This window comes from Enterococcus sp. AZ035 (assembly GCF_050548325.1).
Classification (GTDB): domain Bacteria; phylum Bacillota; class Bacilli; order Lactobacillales; family Enterococcaceae; genus Enterococcus; species Enterococcus faecalis.
Genome location: NZ_CP172958.1, coordinates 2,209,394 through 2,227,153 on the forward strand (window position 1 = coordinate 2,209,394; position 17,760 = coordinate 2,227,153).

Here is a 17,760-nt window from a genome sequence, read left to right on the forward strand (position 1 = left end):
TTATTCTTCGGCTAAACCTTTTTCTTCTAAGGCAGTTTGATAAAAACTAGCTAACGCTACATAGTTATAAGGAATCACCCATAATAGACCGATACCAATAGCTAAAAAGCCCACAATATACCAACCAATAAAAGAAAATTGTAAACATAAATATTGCCAAAAACGATTTTTCATTAAATATAACGCCTGTTTCAATGCCATCATAATTGGCAGTTCTGGATTATCAAAACGTAGCCACACAGCAAATTGAAAAACGCCACTCACAAATAAACCAATTAAAAAGATCAAGATAGTGGCAACGCCAAATGCTAGGAAAAAGGAAAAATCATTTAAGAAAAAGGCTTGGATTTCCTCTGGTGTAACTGTATTAAACATCAATTTGAAATACAAGGTTGTCCCTGCCCCAAATAAAATTGGTAACAAAAATAACAAACCAATTACACGTTCAAGTACTTTTTGAAGTAGGTTGACCACAAATAGCGGACCATAATATTTTCCTTGAAAAACACTCATTAAAATATTGACCCGCACCTTTTCACCACGTAACACCTTCAAGGCTGCGTAATATAGCGCATAACTTAACGCGAATAAAACAAAAATTTGCAGTAATACTGCGGCAAAACTACTTTGAAAAACTTGATTTTCACCAGAAAATAAATTTTGCACAATCGATGTTAAGAAGCTCTGTAAAACCACTCCTAAGAAAGTTAACCAAGCCATGATCCCCCATTGCCCATCAAGAGCTCTGCGAGCATTGGCACGATGTTGCGAATTTGTTACTAAACTCTTCATTCATTCCATCCTTTCTGAAACTAATAACTAGTCAATTTAGCGACTGTTTCTTTATCTAGACGTTTCACCACTTCTGTGACTAATTTGACTGTGTTGAAATAATCATCTTCATGAATAACTGAGGTATGTGAATGCAGATATCTAACAGGCACCGTGATGGCTAATGATGGAATCCCGTTGCGCGTTAAATGCATGCGACCAGCATCCGTACCTCCCCCTGTAATCACTGTATATTGGAAGGGAATGTTATTTTCTTCCGCCACTTGAATAACAAAATCACGTAATTTTTTATGCGGAATCATCGATGCATCATAAATCAAAATTTGTGGTCCTTCACCTAAAACAGAGTCGGCTTCTTTAGGTGTCATTCCTGGTGTGTCACCAGCTGTTCCTGTGTCTAAAGCAAACGCTATGTCTGGATTCACAAGATGCGTACTTGTTTGCGCACCGCGTAGCCCGACTTCTTCTTGCACATCACTGCCTGCAAATAAAATATTGGGGTGCCCTTCTGTCGCTAAATTTTCTAAAACTTTTAATGAAACGGCCGTACCAATTCGGTTATCCCACGCTTTTGCCAATAAAAATTTTGTATCATTCATGCGACGATAGTCAATATATGGTGTCACCATATCCCCTGGATGAATCCCCCATTCTGCAACTTGTTGATCGTTACTTGCACCAATATCAATAAACATATCTGCAATCTCATAGGGTTTGTTACGAACTTCCGCTGTTAACACATGCGGTGGTTTAGACCCAATGACACCATGGTAAACCTTACCAGTCGTGGTTTTAATCTGAACTTGTTGGGCCAACATCACTTGCCCCCACCAACCACCAACGGTTTGAAATTTTAAAAAGCCTTTTTCTGTGATTTGGGTAACCATGAAACCGACTTCATCCATATGCCCAGAAATGTAGACTTTTGGTCCTTCTTTATCACCAACATTTTTTGCAATAATACTGCCAAGGCCATCATATAAAAATTTATCCGCATACGGTGCTGCATACTTTTTAAATAACGAACGTACTTCGTCTTCATTCCCAGCAATCCCTTTAGCACTTGTTAAATCAATTAACATTTTTTCTTCTTTTGCATCCATAAAAATAACTCCCCTCAAAAACCAATTTTATCCATTATACCACGAACTAAAAAAATACTTACAAAAAAATAAATTGAGCAACGTTCTCCACTAAAAATAAACGAAAAAACAGCCTGCACGCTCGTTATTCAACGGCAGGTACAGGCTATTTTCATTGTTACGAAGCGTTTCTAGTCCGCTTCAGATAATTGGTACTTGATCCATCTTGCCTTCTTAAAATTGAGGTAAGACCAATGGATTTTGTTGTTGCCAATCTGTCTGATAAAAACGATCATCAATTTGATACGCTAACTTTTTAGACGCAGGTTGTTTCATAAATTCATCTACTTGACGATCAACAGCGAGCCAACCACGCCAACCTAAATGAATCGTGTCCGCCATAAAGTAGCGTTCATTACTACATGTTGAGAAGTCAGCAATGTTAGTAAACCCTTGCTCTTGAAGTTGATATTTCAGCTTGCGTGCTACTTGTTGCAACATATCTTGTGACAAGCCCGTATAGTCCGACCAACGTTTGTTAACAGGTGGGATTACAAATAAAACATCGACATTTTTTTCTGCTAACTGTTCTAACGCAGCTTGGAAATCACCATATTCTGGAGAAAAACGGTAATCCCATTTCTTTTGTGAATGAGCTAATTTCGGTAAAACTGGTTTAATCCGTTGGCGATAAAAACCGTTACTAATTTCAAATTTATTATTATTAATGGCTTTTGCCGCAATTTTTCCAGCTAGCTGATCTAATTCATTAAAATTATAAGTAGCAGGTAATTGTTTCATATCTTTTTCAACAATTGGTTCTCTGCTAACCATGCCAATTTGGCTAAACAATTCATCTTCACGATTCAAGAAACGGAGATTCATTATAAAATAATCTCGTTGAGAGCGTTGGGGAAGTTGCCCTGCCTGCAGATTTGCCAAGGTTTCCATTAAGACTTTGTCTTTTTGAACAACTGGAAATTTAGTCAAACGTTGTGCTAGATATTGGTCACCGCTGGTTAATTCGGTTAAATTAGCTAACCATTGATAGGTTTGTAATTGTGAATAGTGTGCACCAAAACTATCATTAGGTACACCCTTTTTGACAAACCATTGCGGAGATAAAATAAAGACCGCTTTCTTATTGGCAATCGCATCGCCCATCGAATGAATGACCATTGCTTGGGTTAATGACTGTGTGCCCGCTTCTCCTAGTAAAAACGGTCGGTAGTTCCGTTGATACTTTTCAGAGAGCACACTAGGGTGGAAAGCACTAAATCGACTTAATTCAGAAGAGCCAAAAAAAGGAACATATTTACCAGAAGCCACTGCTTTGTTTTTAATCACATTGCCTTTTAAAACGTTCGGTGCCATTGACGTTGATGCTTCCTTCAACGTTTTTTCGGAAGTTAAATTGATTCTGAACGGTGCAAAAAAGAACACTGCAACCAAGACCGCTGAACAAAGCACTGGACCTAAGATTCTGATTAGTCGTTTATTTCTAGACATTATTGTAAAGCTTCCACTTGTTGAATGATTTGTTTTGGTGTTCCCCATACTTCACGGTCAAAGTCTGATACAGGAACTTGGATTCCTAATTGTCCTTCAATTTCTACTAATAATTGAACCGTCGCTAAAGAGTCCAATAATCCTTCTTCAAATAATTGAATGTCTTGATTGTTCACAACTTCGTCTGTTCCTGTAATATCTTCTAAAATGTTTAATACTGTTTCTTGAATGTTCATTATAAATTGCCCCTTTATATTTTTATTTTTATTTATTTAAACCATAGTTTGTCTAAAAATCCTGAGAAAATCAGGAAGCTGACACAAACCGCTTGGAAAGTTAAAAAGACTGCAAATGCATGTGTAAATTTGTTTGATGGTATCTTGTCTTTATGTTTTTTCTTAAAACGTAGCCAAGCATCTGTTACACAAATTAGTGTTGCATGGTAGAGCCCATAAGCGATGTAGAACCACGTTAATCCATGCCAAATGCCCATAATTAAGAACAACGCAAAGTAACCAATATTAGAAGTCACAATCCGACTCTTAAAGACTTTCTTTTTCATTAAGAAAAACATTAAGCGCATGTAAATGTAATCACGGAACCAAAAAGATAAGGTCATGTGCCAACGATTCCAGAATTCTTTAATATTCCAACTTAGGAACGGTTTGTTAAAGTTCATTGGTGTATCATAGCCCATTAAATAACTTGTGCCAACGGCCAGTAAACTATAGCCTGCGAAATCAAAGAATAGATACAAACTGTAATTATACATATAGCCGACTGTCCACCAGGATAAACCACCTTGTGCCAAGGCCATTTTTTCCACATGTGGTAAAAAGACACCACCAAGATAATGACTGATAATAAACTTATATAAAAATCCTAGAAATAAATAAAAAATTCCTTTTTCTAAAAAGTCTAAATATTTCTCCGCACTCGGCGGGTTTTTCAAATCTTTTTCAAAGCGCCGATAACGATCGATGGGTCCTGAAGAAATAGTCGGGAAAAACAAGAGAAACTGAATGTAACGAAACGGATGATATTCTTTCATTACGCCATCCCGTAAATCCATGACCACTTGGACCGCTTTAAAGGTTAAATAAGAAATCCCTAAAAAGCCAAGTAAGGTTGTTTTGCCTGTCATGAAGGGAGAAACTTTCACCCAAACAAGCGGTAATATAGCTAAAAAGACAGCCAGATAAAAGACCCAACCTGCATTTTTATTTTTTCGATAAGCCGCATAGCCCCACGTTAGTAACGTTTGATAAATAACATATACAATCAGAGCGACTCCTTGTTGCCAAAATTCGCCACCAAAACTGATATATAGAAAGACCAGTGTCACGAGTGTTTGGTACCAAGGCCAACGTGTCCCTTTAATGGCTAAAGTTAAAATCATCGGCAACAAGGCCGCAATTAGCAGAACAAAGTAATACGGTGCATTATAGGGAATCATATGAGGAAAATTCATCATGTGGCATTCACCTCATTCATCAACCCTTTCCGATCAATTTTACCATTACTTGTCAAAGGTAATTGTTCAACATATACAAATTTTTGCGGAATCATATAGTCCATTGTCAACGTGGCTAATTCTTGTTTAATTGCCTTAGTTAATTGAAAATCACTTGAAAATTCATGTGCTTGCGGAACGACATAGGCAATTAATTGTTGGACTTTATTTCCTTGATATTTCGGCACAACGACTGCTTGTTTCACGTAGGAAACATTCGTTAAGTGATGATCCACTTCTTCTAACTCAATGCGGTAGCCATGCAATTTAATTTGAAAATCTAAGCGTCCCTCATACTGCAATAGGTTATCGACTAACTTTCCAGCATCGCCTGTGCGATAAGCTGGTACGCCATCTAATTGGAAAAAAGCTTCAGCTGTTTTCGCAGGATTATTTAGATAGCCTTTGGAAACACTTGGTCCAGCAATGACGATTTCACCAATTTCACCTGCAGGTAATTTTGACATGCCTTCCATAATATAAATTTGCGTATCCTCTTTCACATACCCAATTGGTAAACGTTGGACACTTTTTAAAACTTCTTGAGTGATTTCAATGGCACTAATCGCTACAGTCGCTTCTGTCGGCCCATACGTATTATAAATATGCGCAGTTGGGAAACGAGCGGCTAATTTCTCAGCCGTTGGTTTTGGTAATTCTTCTCCGCAGAATAAAAACGTGCGCAGTGCTGGTAGATGTTCACCATCGAAGCTTGGTTCCATTAGACACAATTCAATAAAGGACGGTGTTGAAACCCAGACGTCGATTGTTAATTGTGGCAAACGCGTAAATAATTGTTTAAAATCGTTAATGATTTCATTGGGTAACGGAGTTAATGAGCCACCTAACGCCAATGCGGGATAAATAGACATCACCGATAAATCAAACGAATAAGGTGCCTGTGCTAAAAAGCGGGCCCCTTCTTCTAAACCAAAATCTTGCAACAACCAATTCGTAAAGCTAACTAAATTATCATGGCTGATTTGCACACCCTTTGGTACGCCAGTTGTCCCTGAAGTGAAAATGATATAGTAATTACTTGCTCCTGTGACAGGCATCAACGCAGGCGCATGCCGGGGTGCATGCATCATCATTTCTGTTAATTCTTCCGCCGTAATTACTGGCACTTCGGTGGCTAATTCAGGCCATTCATGCACAGCAATCACTGCGGTTGGTTTGGCTACGTTTAGAATTAGTTCAATGCGTTCTTTTGGTGTATGTGCATCAATGGGGATATAGCTAAAACCAGCTTTCGATGCGCCTAAAAAACTCACAATCATTTCAAAATCTAATTCTCCGTATACGACAATCGCTGACTTGTCCGTTTTCAGCTCAGCTAAATAAGCGGCTAGATTGTCTGACTTTTCTTTTAACTCTCCATACGTAGAGACTTTTTCTTCGGTTAAATAAACAGGACGTTGGGGTTCTTTACGTGCCCATTCATCAATCGTTTGAATCATATTAATTACTTTTTCCATGTATAGCCGCCTCCTTAAAACTCGTTATAAATGAAGGTTCCTCCATTGATATTCTTGTAATGATAAAGATAAATTAATGCAATGACAATGAAAGAATAAAATAACGTTTTACCGATGAATTTAAGACTTTCGTTATTGAGAATTTTCTGAAAAGTTGTTTTCATTATCATTCACCTCCTAAGGTTAATCGCTATCCATTATTTTATGCTATATTTCAGCAAAGTCCATTGAAATTTCTTACAATTTAATAAAAAAACTAACAATTTCGTCACTTCTTAAATTTTCATGATTTTCATAAACGGAACTCTCATAATTTTTTCGCATAAAGAAACTGTAAAAACCGCTTCACAACGGCTTTTACAGTTTTTTAAAAATGGATGTGTCGAATCATCCGCGCATAAATGGCAGACGTTAAAATATAAAAAATTAGATAAACAATTATTAAGATTCCACAAGAAAGATATACTAACAAATATCCTGGACTCTTAATAAATTGGCTTAACAAATAAATAGCAAAGGTGGTATGCAAAATCCCAATGACCATCGGCGGAAAGAAAATCAAACTATTCTGTCGATAAATTTGCTTAGTTATCGCTTTACTAGAAACACCCATCCGTTTTAAAGTCACGTAATCTTGACGCTCACTTACAGCTGAAAACAGTTGTCGTAACATCAAAATACTGCCCGTAATAAACAACGCTAAAATTGCCACAAACATGGAGACATATAAAGTCAAGCCGTTAATTTTTCGTTCATAGCGTAAAGAGGCGTAGCGATCATTCATATTTAGCCGCCAAGTTTCTGTGACATCATCTTGCGTATTCTTTACCTCTTCGTTAGGCATTTGTTTGGCAAAACCACTCAACTGCTGGTTATTTTTTTCATACTTATACAAAATTGGCGCTTGCCATTCTGTGGCAATCTGTTTATTTACGGCTTCATAAAGTTTTTCACGGCTTTTCGTGTCAACATTTACGGCGTTAATCTGATACTGAATGGAATTTTTTGTCACTTTCTGATAAAGGGCATCGGAAACGACAATCGTTGGTAAGGAATATTGCAATAAAAAATTGCCTAGATAGTTAGGCAGCACTTGTTGTAGTTGTGCCTTCTCCCCTTCAACAAATTGCAGTTTCGATTCATAACGAGACATACCACTTAAAATATTGGTAAAGCTATCCATATAGATAACACTTTGGTCATTTTTTAAATGTAAATCGTTTAAATAAGGATTAATTTTTTGATAGTTGCGGTAGTTGGAGAAGGATAAAACATTAACTGCTTCAATCGTTTCTTGTTCCTCTTGCGCTTGACCAATTCGCAAACTGCGTTCAATTCCAGTAATTTTATAAGAAAGTGTCACTTCATTTTTTATTTTGGTGTCCTTCGCTTCATCGAGAACTTTCTTCAATTTAGGATAGCTTTCCTGTGAAACTAAAAAGTCCACGGGGCCATCACTGTTGACCGTGTGCATACTAATCGTATACACAAAAACCATCACGCCGATCCCACTCAAGGCTGTCGCAATTAATAAGGTCAAACCAGTGAGTGTTTTGCTACTTTTAAATAAGTAGCGTTTGGCATTGCCTAAAGTAATCATGCGTAAATCTTGGTAATACCATTTTTTTCTATGATTAAATAAGCGAATGATAAAATACATGGTATAACGGAAAAATAAATAAGTTCCCACCACACATAGACCCAAAATGATAAAAGGCGTCAACGTAATAATCATTGGAATCGAAATATCCAATGAATCATTTAATTGTTTATACACAATACCTGTCGCTAAATTACGAAAATCAAACGCGATAAAATAACCTACTAATAAACAAATTGGTCCTAAAATACCTAGAAGCTGCCGCCGTTTCGTTAAACGACTATAATTAATTTGACCAATTTTTTCTTGATGCATAAGCTGCGACAATGGATAACGATAAATCATCCAAATACTTCTTAAGCAGACAATCAAAATCATAAATGCAAAAGCTACACCGGTTTCAATAACGGAACGCCAAGAAATATAGAAGAAACTGGGGACTTCTAAAAACATAACTTTGGCTAAAATCATTGAAAACAACTTGGTGAAAATCACTCCTAAAATAATTCCATTAATTAGTGAAACAAAGCCTAAAACTAAATTTTCTACTAAAAAAATTAGTGAAACTTGGCTCTTTCTCAAGCCAATTAATCGATACAAGCCAATTTCTTGGCTACGTTTTCCTATAAAAAAACGATTTGCTGCCAACATAAAGCCCAAAATAATAATGGTGACTAAGGTACTACCGAGTCCTAAAGATCGCTTAATTTCGATATCACGGCCTGCACCTGCGACAAGAGGCTGGTTGTAAGCAATCGCACGGAAACAATAATAAACGACCGCTGCAAAAGTCATACTAATGTAATAAACCAGATAATTAGGTACATGAGCTTTTAAATTTTTTAATGATAGTTTAAAAATCATTTGCGCGCCCGCCTCCACCAATCGTTGCTTGCATATCTATCACACGATTAAAAAATTCCTTACGTGATCCTTGACGAACAACTTCTGAGAAAATCGCACCGTCTTTAATGAATAAGATGCGATTGCAAAAACTGGCCGTGTACGGGTCATGTGTCACCATCAAAATTGTGGCATCATCATGTAGATTAATTTCAGCTAAATATTTCAACAATTCTGTTGCTGATTTTGAATCCAGCGAGCCAGTTGGTTCATCTGCAAAAATAATTTTAGGGTTCGTAATCAAAGCACGAGCAGCTGCTACCCGTTGTTTTTGTCCCACAGATATCTCTGGTGGATAAGCAGATAAAAGCTCCTGAATCCCCAAAATCGAAGTCACATGTAACAAACGTTTATCCATTTCTTCTAATGAAACTTTTTCTACAGCTAAAGGCAACAGAATATTGTCCTTCACATTTAACGTATCAATTAGGTTAAACGATTGAAAAATAAACCCCATTTCGTTTCTTCGAAAATCACTTAATTGATTATCTCGCATTTTTAAAATATCTTGTCCGGCGATGCGCACGATTCCTGCGGTTGGCAAAATAATCGAGGATAAGACATTCAACAGTGTCGATTTCCCAGCACCACTGGGACCCATAATCCCCACAAATTCGCCTTCATCAACGGTAAACGAAATATTATCTAATACTTCTGTTTTATTATTTAAACGACCATATGTCTTGCTGACATGGTTTACTTCTACAATTTTTTTCATTTTTCTCGCTCCAACGTTTTGTTATTACTCTTATTTTACCAAGAAAAAATCTGAATGAACATCGTTTTATCTTACAATATCGTTCGGTAGTCAAAGAATAATTGGCATTTCGTGAATAAATCCGCAAACAATTATTATTTAATAATTGTTATTTTTTAGTGTTGCTTTTAGCAATTTGGCAAAAAACTCTTTGCTGTTTTTTAATTTGGACAAAGAATTTTTTTCACGCAAAAAAATTTGCTCAATCCTTTTCTTCATTTGTTTTCATATTTTTTCAAAACAGCGCAAGCACAATATATAGTGTTTGTCTAGTGATATTTTACTAAAAATACGCAATATATCGATTGAATTTAGCCGACCTTTGTATTAGGATAGTTACTAACGAGATATAAGGAGCTGGATAAAATGATGAAGATTACTGATGAAAAAGCCGAGGATGTTAATCTCTCAACAATTAAAGTCGTCAAACGAGATGGTCGTTTAGTGACTTTCGATGATCAAAAAATATACGACGCTTTGATCAAAGCTGAGCAAAAAATACATGACCAAGTCACTCCTTTGACACATCAAAAAGTCCAATCGATTGTTGCCGATGTCAATCGAGAAATTGCCGAACGTTTTACCAATAACGTAAAAATTTATGAAATTCAAAATATTGTGGAACATACTCTGCTATCCAACAACGAATATGCCTTATCCGAAGAATACATTCATTACAGAACCCAACGTGATTTTGAGCGTAGTAAAGCGACTGATATTAATGTATCTATCGGCAAATTAATTAATAAAGATCAGACTGTCGTGAACGAAAATGCCAACAAAGACAGTGACGTTTTTAATACGCAACGTGATCTAACCGCTGGGATTGTTGGAAAATCAATTGGTTTAAAGATGTTGCCTTCACACGTGGCTAATGCCCATCAAAAAGGCGACATTCATTACCACGATTTAGATTATCATCCATATACTCCCATGACAAACTGCTGTTTAATTGATTTTAAAGGCATGCTAAACAATGGCTTTAAAATTGGGAACGCTGATGTCGAATCACCAAAATCAATTCAAACGGCCACTGCACAAATTTCTCAAATTATTGCCAATGTAGCTTCCAGTCAATATGGTGGTTGCTCTGCCGATCGAATTGATGAATTATTAGCGCCTTTTGCGGAACGTAATTATGAAAAACATTTAGCAGATGCGCAAGAATGGATTGAAGGAGAAGAACGCCAAAAAGCATTCGCTCGGAAGAAAACGAAAAAAGATATTTTTGATGCCATGCAAAGTCTTGAGTATGAAATTAATACCTTATTTACTTCCAATGGACAAACCCCTTTTACTTCTCTGGGATTTGGTTTAGGTACCAACTGGTTTGAGCGAGAAATTCAACGGGCGATTTTACAAATCCGAATTAATGGTTTAGGGATTGAAAAACGAACAGCTATTTTCCCAAAACTGATTTTCACAATTAAACGCGGCGTCAATGCGCAACCTACTGATCCAAATTACGATATTAAACAACTGGCACTGGAATGCGCAACGAAACGCATGTATCCTGATGTTTTAAACTATGATAAAATCGTTGAACTAACAGGTAGTTTTAAGGTACCAATGGGCTGTCGTTCCTTTTTACAAGGCTGGAAAGACGAACAAGGTGAAGAAGTAAATGTTGGCCGAATGAATTTAGGCGTTGTGACCTTGAACTTACCAAGAATCGCTTTAGAAGCGCAAGGAAGCCAAGAAAAGTTCTGGCAAATTTTAAATGAACGTTTGGCGATCGTTAAAGATGCTTTGGTTTATCGGGTTGAACGTGTTAAAGAAGCTAAACCAGCGAATGCACCGATTTTATACATGTATGGTGCATTTGGAAAACGTTTAGCTACACAGGATGCCGTAGATGAACTGTTTAAAAACAAACGTGCCACGGTTTCGCTTGGCTATATTGGCTTGTATGAAGTGGCTTCTGCCTTTTACGGCGGTGCTTGGGAGGACAATCAAGAGGCCAAAAACTTTACACTGGATATTTTAAAAGAACTGAAAAAAAATGCCGACAACTGGGGCAACGAATACGGCTATCATTTTAGTGTCTACTCTACACCGAGCGAAAGCTTGACTGACCGTTTTTGCCGTTTAGATACTGAAAAATTTGGCATCGTCGAAAATATTACAGATAAAGAATATTACACAAATAGTTTCCATTATGATGTACGCAAAAATCCAACGCCTTTTGAAAAACTTGATTTTGAAAAGGATTATCCAAAATATTGTTCTGGTGGTTTTATCCACTACTGTGAATACCCCATGTTACAGCAAAATCCCAAAGCACTTGAAGCTGTCTGGGATTACGCTTATGACAAAGTTGGCTATTTAGGAACCAATACGCCAATTGATCATTGTTATGCCTGTGGTTTTGAAGGGGACTTCCATCCAACTGAACGTGGCTTTGAATGTCCAGAATGTGGCAATCATGATCCTAAGACTTGTGATGTCGTTAAACGGACTTGTGGTTATTTAGGTAACCCGCAAGCTCGCCCAATGGTACATGGTCGTCACAAAGAAATTTCCTCTCGTGTTAAACATTTAAAAAATTAAACTCGATTATTCTATAGAAAGAAGTTTTGCTGATGCGTAATCCGAAACCACAAGAATGGAAAACCGAAGACTACAGCCAAAAAAAGATTGCCGATTACAAAGCGTTCAACTTTGTTGATGGCGAAGGTGTACGCAATAGTTTATATGTGAGCGGCTGTCTCTTTGCTTGTGAAGGTTGTTTTAACAAAGCTGTCCAAAATTTCAATTACGGTACGCCGTTTACAGAATCTTTAATGAATCAAATTATTGAAGATTTGTCCCATGACTATGTCCAAGGTTTGACTCTTTTGGGTGGTGAACCTTTTCTGAATACAGATGTTTGTCTTAGTGTAGTCAAACGTGTGCGGGAAACATTTGGCTCAGCCAAAGATATCTGGTCTTGGTCTGGGTATACCTTTGAAGAACTACTTTTAGAAACGCCTGATAAGCTTGAACTACTCCATTCAATTGACATTTTAGTCGATGGGCGTTTTGAACTGGCAAAACGTAATTTAAATTTACAATTTCGTGGCAGTAGTAATCAACGGATTATTGATGTACCCAAATCACTTGCTGCTGGCAAAGCTGTTATTTGGGAAAAATGTCATGACGCCGAAACGTCTTATGAACAAATCAAAAAATCAATTTAAAAAAGTTAGCCCTTTAGCCATCTCTTGAGGATGTGTCTAAAGGGCTAACTTTTTTCCCATAAAGGTAAAACAATGTTTTCATACGCTAGTGGATCTAAATTCGTTAAAGTAATGCCTAATAAACGGATTCCTTGTTCTAAACCTAAAATATCTTCCCAAATTAAATTCGCTTGATAGAAAAGTTCTTCTTTTTTAGAAATATATTCAGGTAATGTCACACGTTTCGTAATCGTCGTATAGTCAGTATAACGAACTTTTAGGACTACTGTTTTGCCATGTTTTTGCACTCGTTGCAATGCACGCTCAACCCCTGCTGCTAATTGTCTCAATTGAGCCGTAACCTGCTCTTCCGTCGTTAAAGGGGTGCCGTAAGTATGTTCCTTGCCTACCGACTTACGATCTCTAGTCACTTGAACTGGCGCATCATGGATACCACGGACTTTACGATACAATGAATAACCCATTTTACCGAATAACCGAATCAACGTCATCTCATCTTGCTTGTATAAATCTGCTCCAGTAAAAATCCCTAGTTCATGCATTTTAGGCACTGTTTTTTTCCCGATTCCGTGGAAATCTTCAATCGGTAATGCTTTCAAAAAATCTTCGGCCTCTTCTGGTAAGACAACCGTCAGGCCCTTTGGTTTCTGGAAATCTGATGCTAACTTGGCTAAAAACTTATTGTAACTAACACCTGCCGAGCAAGTTAACTGCAATTCATGCCAAATATCATACTGGATCATTTTCGCAATTTTAATAGCCGACTTACTGTTGACCTTATTTTCAGTTACATCTAAATACGCTTCGTCAATAGATACTGGTTCAATCACATCTGTATAGCGGCGAAAAATTTCACGGATTTCTTGAGAAATTTCACTATATTTCTGATAATTACCTGGCTTAAAAATGGCACTTGGACATAGTTCATACGCCTTTTGAGCACTCATAGCCGAGTGAATACCGTACTGTCGAGCAATATAATTCGCTGTGGTCACCACTCCTTTGCCCCCAGTATCACTTGGATGGCGCGCAATAACTAACGGATGTCCTACTAGCTCTGGATGATCTCGTTCTTCAACTGAAGCAAAAAACGCATCCATATCTATATGTATAATTTTTCTCGACGTATCTTTTTTTAAGGGAAAACGTAATTCGCTCATCATTTTGATTCGCCTCCTCCCTCCATTATATACGAACGTCCGTTCTTTTTCAAATTGAAACTTCTTTATTTCAACCAGAAAAAGCTGAAAATCCGTGAAGTTATAAACACAGATTTCCAGCTTTTTAATTAAACAACCAATTGTTTTTGTTGATTATAGTAGCCTTTATAGGCAAGATAAGTTGCAATCACTGAACCAATACTTGTTGCTGATAGCAACATAAAAGTCACCATAATCTGATATTTTATCGCATGGACAGGATCAACGCCCGCAAAAATTAAGCCTGACATCATCCCAGGCAAACTAACAATTCCGACAGTTTTGGCAGAATCAATCGTCGGCGCCATCCCGGTTTTCACACTTTGTTGGATGATTGGTAAAGAGGCGAGTTTGATAGTTGCACCTAATGCTAGTTTCTCCATTACCGCTTGCCGTTGGTTTTGAAAAAGAGTATCTAAATTGCGATAGCATAAACCAATTGCCACCATCGAATTGCTGGCAATCATCCCACTGATAGGAATGATTTGAGAAGGAATAAATTTGATAGAACCAGAAAAAATCAAAATACCAATGGTAATTCCTGTACTACAACCAATTGCAATGAAAGAAATCAAAAAGCCCTTTTGTAATTGCTGGCTGCGTTTTTTTGCATTAAAGGCTGCGTTGGAAACAATCACCAAAACCATGATGAGCGTTAAAATCAGGTTATTGACTTGAAAAACATATTTTAATAAATAGCCGACTGCGACTAATTGAATGACTGCTCGAATCACACTAATAATAATATCTTTGGTAAAACCTAATTTTTCTTTAGTACTAATAATTAATGCGACCACTACTAGCATGGCTGAAAAAAATAAGGATAAATTATTAACTGCTAAATCCATCTGTCGGCGCCACCTTTCCTGCTACAATACGAATCACTTGCTGTGCTTGCTGAATTTCTTCGGTATCATGCGTGATACGAACCAGCGTGACTCCTTGCTCTTTGTTTAATTGGTTTAACAATTGATTGACAATTTGTTTGCTTTCTTCATCTAATCCCGTTGTAACTTCGTCTAATAATAAAACATCTGGTACAAAAATAATGTTTCGTAGCAAAGCAACCCGTTGTCGCTCACCACCAGAGAGTTCGGCTATTTTCTTTTCAAGATAAGCAGCGGGCAATTTCACTTGTTGGAGCAATGCCACGACTTTTTCCTGATTAAACGCTTCTTGTCTGACGGTAAATGGAAATAATAAATTATCATACACGGTTTCACCAAATAAAGTTGGCTGCTGAAAACAATAAGAAACCTTTTGGCGGTATGTTTCGATTGGCATTGTAGTAATTGGCGCTTCTTGATAAAAAATTTCGCCTTCTGTAGGACTTAATAATGAAGATAAAATTTTTAAAAATGTACTTTTCCCGCTACCTGAAGGACCAACAATTGTTGTATTGCTGCCTGTTTCAAATGACAAATCAATATCAGAAAGAATGCTACGACCATTTACTTGATAAGACACGCCTTCTGCTCGCAATAAATTACTCATGTTTCTCTCCTTTTTTAAATGGAATGATATTCTTTATATACTTCTTGTTTTTTTACATTTCTCAATTTGGCCACTTCTTTGATTGCCTCTTTTGAACTCCGTCCCTCTTCCTCCATTAAAACTTGTACATGTTCTTTGAGGGAAATAGCTGGCATTGCTGCTATTGTCTCTTTCTCACCAGTAAATCCGCTAACTAATAAACAACACTCGCCTTTTAGCGTATTTTCTGCTAAATATTCTGTTAGTTCTCCTAAGGTACCACGCAAATACTCTTCATGAAGTTTCGTTAATTCTCGACAAATCACAGCGGGGCGTTCTTGACCATAGACTTCAGCAAACGTTGCGACCGTTTTAGCAATCCGATAGGGGGACTCATAAAAAATCTGTGTCGGCCGCTCTTCTTTTAATGCTGATAACACGTCTTTCTGTTCTTTTTTCTTTCTTGGTAAAAAACCATAAAACGTAAATGGCTGTGGTAAAAGACCCGAGGCAATCAAAGCGGTCATTCCTGCTGTAGGTCCTGGCAAGGCAATCACTGCCAGTTCTTCTTCAAGACATGCTGTAACCAATTCATGGCCAGGATCACTAATTGAAGGCATACCTGCATCGCTAACTTGGGCAATCGTTTCACCACTCAGCAATCGTGTAATCAGTTGAGGAATTCGCTCTTTGTAATTATGTTCGTGTAAACTAATTTGTGGTGTTGTAATCTCAAAATGATTTAGCAATTTTTGTGTGTTTCTTGTGTCCTCACTAGCAATTACCGTTGCTTCTTTCAATATGTTTAAACAACGAATACTCATATCTTCTAAATTGCCGATCGGTGTTGGGACAAGATACAATTTTCCTTTTGTTGTTTGCTTATCAAAACTTTTCTGTTTTTGCATAGCGCATCCCTCATTTTCCTTTTTCGTTCTATAAATAGATAAAGGTTTGATTTGACAATCGATTGACTGTCAAACCAAACCTTTCCTTTTTATTTGCAGTGTTCCACTAGACTTAACGCGTACGTTCCCCATAAATAACATCAAGACAAAAGGCACATTCTTCATCATTTTCACGTCTTGAACCATATAAAATATTGCAGACATGGAAGCCCTCTTCATAAAGTTTTTCCAAATTCATACGTGATTTTGATAGCTCTTGTTTTTCAGTTTCAGTTGTATTTCCTGCTAACTTATTCAGTTCTTGGAGATGCTCTCGTAAGCGTTGGTTTTCGATTTCCAACGTGGTATTTTTTTCTACCAACTCATGGAGTGCTGCTTTAATTTCTCTTAATTGTGTCACGGAACTGTCTAAATCAGTTTCCAATGAATTTAATCCATCATAGAGCGAACGTTTATCCATTTTGATCACCTTTTTCAGCAGCAACTTTCGCAGTAGCTTCTTTGATTTCTTCGTAATCATAATCCGCTGCGATTTCACGACCATGCAGACGAACTTTGACAATCCGACTTAATAGATTCAACCCGACGACTTTGCCTTTGCCATCTGGTGTTATTACTTCTTTTCCATAATCTGGTAATTCTTTTTTAGCGGCTTCATATTCGTCGTTTTCGTATTTCAAACAACACATTAAGCGGCCACATAATCCCGAAATTTTGACAGGATTTAAAGATAACCCTTGATCTTTAGCCATTTTGATTGAAACTGGCATAAAATCTCCTAGAAATGTTGAGCAACATAGTTGTCTGCCACAAGGGCCAATGCCACCTAATATTTTCGCTTCATCTCGGACACCAATTTGACGTAACTCAATTCGCGTCCGGAAAATAGCCGCTAAGTCTTTGACTAATTCACGAAAATCAATTCGCCCATCTGCCGTAAAGTAAAAAATCATTTTGCTACGATCGAAGGTATATTCTACTCGCACTAATTTCATTTTTAAGTCATGAGCTCGAATTTTTTCATTGGCAATGCTTTTGGCAGCTTCTGCATCAGCCAAATTTTTTTGTTCTTTTTCTAAATCATTGGCTGTTGCTTTATTTAAAATGGGTTTTAGGTCCTCTGGTAAATCGTCTGAATCGACTGTTTTTTTAGGAATAGCAACAGTAGCTAATTGTTTTGACTGTTGAGATTCAACGAGTACTTTCTCATTATAAATATACTCAGATTTTCCAGGAGCAAAATAATAGATATGACCGGCTTCACGGAAGCGAACTCCTACTACTTCTACCATTTTATTCCTCCTAATCTAGTTCAAGTGAACGTCGCTTCAATCGGTTAAGGAACTTGCTGAAACAACTAAGTTCCT

General features: G+C 37.2%; 17 protein-coding genes. 2 read left to right on the forward strand and 15 right to left on the reverse strand.

The window, feature by feature from the left end; genetic code table 11:
• The 9 genes from IGL32_RS10515 to IGL32_RS10555 form a co-directional block, all read right to left on the reverse strand.
• Positions 1-792 carry a DUF975 family protein gene (locus IGL32_RS10515; protein ID WP_002365061.1) on the reverse strand — a complete coding sequence of 264 codons (792 nt, stop codon included), beginning with the start codon at positions 790-792 and terminating at the stop codon, positions 1-3.
• 20 nt (positions 793-812) lie between these two features.
• Positions 813-1,895: a M42 family metallopeptidase gene (locus IGL32_RS10520; RefSeq protein WP_002387198.1), complete on the reverse strand. Its 1,083-nt coding sequence runs from the start codon at positions 1,893-1,895 to the stop codon at positions 813-815.
• A 213-nt stretch (positions 1,896-2,108) separates the two neighbouring features.
• Positions 2,109-3,383: a D-alanyl-lipoteichoic acid biosynthesis protein DltD gene (gene dltD, locus IGL32_RS10525; protein WP_002387199.1), complete on the reverse strand. Its 1,275-nt coding sequence runs from the start codon at positions 3,381-3,383 to the stop codon at positions 2,109-2,111.
• Positions 3,383-3,619: a D-alanine--poly(phosphoribitol) ligase subunit DltC gene (dltC, locus tag IGL32_RS10530; RefSeq protein WP_002356389.1), complete on the reverse strand. Its 237-nt coding sequence runs from the start codon at positions 3,617-3,619 to the stop codon at positions 3,383-3,385. Before dltC ends, dltD begins: the two co-directional genes overlap by 1 nt.
• A 32-nt stretch (positions 3,620-3,651) precedes the next feature.
• The gene (gene dltB / locus IGL32_RS10535; RefSeq protein ID WP_002382500.1) at positions 3,652-4,857 is read right to left on the reverse strand and encodes a D-alanyl-lipoteichoic acid biosynthesis protein DltB; all 1,206 of its coding nucleotides are present in this window, start codon (positions 4,855-4,857) and stop codon (positions 3,652-3,654) included.
• Entirely contained in the window at positions 4,854-6,374 is a 1,521-nt protein-coding gene (gene dltA / locus IGL32_RS10540) for a D-alanine--poly(phosphoribitol) ligase subunit DltA (protein ID WP_002356385.1), read from the reverse strand. Before dltA ends, dltB begins: the two co-directional genes overlap by 4 nt.
• Before the next feature lie 14 nt (positions 6,375-6,388).
• On the reverse strand, positions 6,389-6,538 hold the full coding sequence (locus IGL32_RS10545; protein ID WP_002356384.1) for a teichoic acid D-Ala incorporation-associated protein DltX: 150 nt from the start codon (positions 6,536-6,538) through the stop codon (positions 6,389-6,391).
• Between the two features lie 203 nt (positions 6,539-6,741).
• Positions 6,742-8,838: an ABC transporter permease gene (locus IGL32_RS10550; protein ID WP_002387200.1), complete on the reverse strand. Its 2,097-nt coding sequence runs from the start codon at positions 8,836-8,838 to the stop codon at positions 6,742-6,744.
• Complete coding sequence (locus IGL32_RS10555) at positions 8,828-9,595, reverse strand: ABC transporter ATP-binding protein (RefSeq protein WP_002356382.1); 768 nt, start codon at positions 9,593-9,595, stop codon at positions 8,828-8,830. Before IGL32_RS10555 ends, IGL32_RS10550 begins: the two co-directional genes overlap by 11 nt.
• Before the next feature lie 405 nt (positions 9,596-10,000).
• Between IGL32_RS10555 and nrdD the strand changes: the two genes are divergently transcribed.
• Both nrdD and nrdG read left to right on the forward strand, forming a co-directional pair.
• Positions 10,001-12,184 (forward strand): anaerobic ribonucleoside-triphosphate reductase, encoded by a 2,184-nt coding sequence (nrdD, locus tag IGL32_RS10560; RefSeq protein ID WP_430600039.1) that lies wholly within the window; start codon positions 10,001-10,003, stop codon positions 12,182-12,184.
• Positions 12,185-12,216: 32 nt separating this feature from the next.
• The gene (gene nrdG / locus IGL32_RS10565) at positions 12,217-12,813 is read left to right on the forward strand and encodes an anaerobic ribonucleoside-triphosphate reductase activating protein (RefSeq protein ID WP_002356379.1); all 597 of its coding nucleotides are present in this window, start codon (positions 12,217-12,219) and stop codon (positions 12,811-12,813) included.
• Between the two features lie 44 nt (positions 12,814-12,857).
• On the opposite strand, the gene dinB is transcribed toward nrdG, so the two are convergent.
• From dinB to IGL32_RS10595, 6 genes are all read right to left on the reverse strand, one after another.
• Positions 12,858-13,973 (reverse strand): DNA polymerase IV, encoded by a 1,116-nt coding sequence (gene dinB / locus IGL32_RS10570; protein WP_023894966.1) that lies wholly within the window; start codon positions 13,971-13,973, stop codon positions 12,858-12,860.
• A gap of 128 nt (positions 13,974-14,101) precedes the next feature.
• Positions 14,102-14,860, reverse strand: a complete 759-nt coding sequence (locus tag IGL32_RS10575) for an ABC transporter permease (protein ID WP_002356377.1) — start codon at positions 14,858-14,860, stop codon at positions 14,102-14,104.
• Positions 14,844-15,506 (reverse strand): ABC transporter ATP-binding protein, encoded by a 663-nt coding sequence (locus IGL32_RS10580; protein ID WP_002359439.1) that lies wholly within the window; start codon positions 15,504-15,506, stop codon positions 14,844-14,846. Before IGL32_RS10580 ends, IGL32_RS10575 begins: the two co-directional genes overlap by 17 nt.
• Before the next feature lie 14 nt (positions 15,507-15,520).
• Positions 15,521-16,393, reverse strand: coding sequence for a 16S rRNA (cytidine(1402)-2'-O)-methyltransferase (gene rsmI, locus IGL32_RS10585; protein ID WP_002356373.1), 873 nt, complete (start codon positions 16,391-16,393; stop codon positions 15,521-15,523).
• A gap of 112 nt (positions 16,394-16,505) precedes the next feature.
• Positions 16,506-16,853 carry a DNA replication initiation control protein YabA gene (locus IGL32_RS10590; protein ID WP_002356372.1) on the reverse strand — a complete coding sequence of 116 codons (348 nt, stop codon included), beginning with the start codon at positions 16,851-16,853 and terminating at the stop codon, positions 16,506-16,508.
• Positions 16,846-17,685 carry a PSP1 domain-containing protein gene (locus tag IGL32_RS10595; protein WP_002356371.1) on the reverse strand — a complete coding sequence of 280 codons (840 nt, stop codon included), beginning with the start codon at positions 17,683-17,685 and terminating at the stop codon, positions 16,846-16,848. The genes IGL32_RS10590 and IGL32_RS10595 overlap by 8 nt, the downstream gene beginning before the upstream one ends.
• Positions 17,686-17,760 lie beyond the last annotated feature (75 nt).

Bases quoted from the DNA above. Each gene is read 5' to 3' on its own strand.
- nrdD (WP_430600039.1), top strand. From the start codon at position 10,001: ATGATGAAGATTACTGATGAAAAAGCCGAGGATGTTAATCTCTCAACA.
- dltC (WP_002356389.1), bottom strand. From the start codon at position 3,619: ATGAACATTCAAGAAACAGTATTAAACATTTTAGAAGATATTACAGGA.
- IGL32_RS10515 (WP_002365061.1), bottom strand. From the start codon at position 792: ATGAAGAGTTTAGTAACAAATTCGCAACATCGTGCCAATGCTCGCAGA.
- dltA (WP_002356385.1), bottom strand. From the start codon at position 6,374: ATGGAAAAAGTAATTAATATGATTCAAACGATTGATGAATGGGCACGT.
- IGL32_RS10555 (WP_002356382.1), bottom strand. From the start codon at position 9,595: ATGAAAAAAATTGTAGAAGTAAACCATGTCAGCAAGACATATGGTCGT.
- IGL32_RS10545 (WP_002356384.1), bottom strand. From the start codon at position 6,538: ATGAAAACAACTTTTCAGAAAATTCTCAATAACGAAAGTCTTAAATTC.
- IGL32_RS10550 (WP_002387200.1), bottom strand. From the start codon at position 8,838: ATGATTTTTAAACTATCATTAAAAAATTTAAAAGCTCATGTACCTAAT.
- dinB (WP_023894966.1), bottom strand. From the start codon at position 13,973: ATGAGCGAATTACGTTTTCCCTTAAAAAAAGATACGTCGAGAAAAATT.
- dltD (WP_002387199.1), bottom strand. From the start codon at position 3,383: ATGTCTAGAAATAAACGACTAATCAGAATCTTAGGTCCAGTGCTTTGT.
- IGL32_RS10575 (WP_002356377.1), bottom strand. From the start codon at position 14,860: ATGGATTTAGCAGTTAATAATTTATCCTTATTTTTTTCAGCCATGCTA.
- IGL32_RS10520 (WP_002387198.1), bottom strand. From the start codon at position 1,895: ATGGATGCAAAAGAAGAAAAAATGTTAATTGATTTAACAAGTGCTAAA.
- rsmI (WP_002356373.1), bottom strand. From the start codon at position 16,393: ATGCAAAAACAGAAAAGTTTTGATAAGCAAACAACAAAAGGAAAATTG.
- IGL32_RS10595 (WP_002356371.1), bottom strand. From the start codon at position 17,685: ATGGTAGAAGTAGTAGGAGTTCGCTTCCGTGAAGCCGGTCATATCTAT.
- IGL32_RS10590 (WP_002356372.1), bottom strand. From the start codon at position 16,853: ATGGATAAACGTTCGCTCTATGATGGATTAAATTCATTGGAAACTGAT.
- IGL32_RS10580 (WP_002359439.1), bottom strand. From the start codon at position 15,506: ATGAGTAATTTATTGCGAGCAGAAGGCGTGTCTTATCAAGTAAATGGT.
- dltB (WP_002382500.1), bottom strand. From the start codon at position 4,857: ATGATGAATTTTCCTCATATGATTCCCTATAATGCACCGTATTACTTT.
- nrdG (WP_002356379.1), top strand. From the start codon at position 12,217: ATGCGTAATCCGAAACCACAAGAATGGAAAACCGAAGACTACAGCCAA.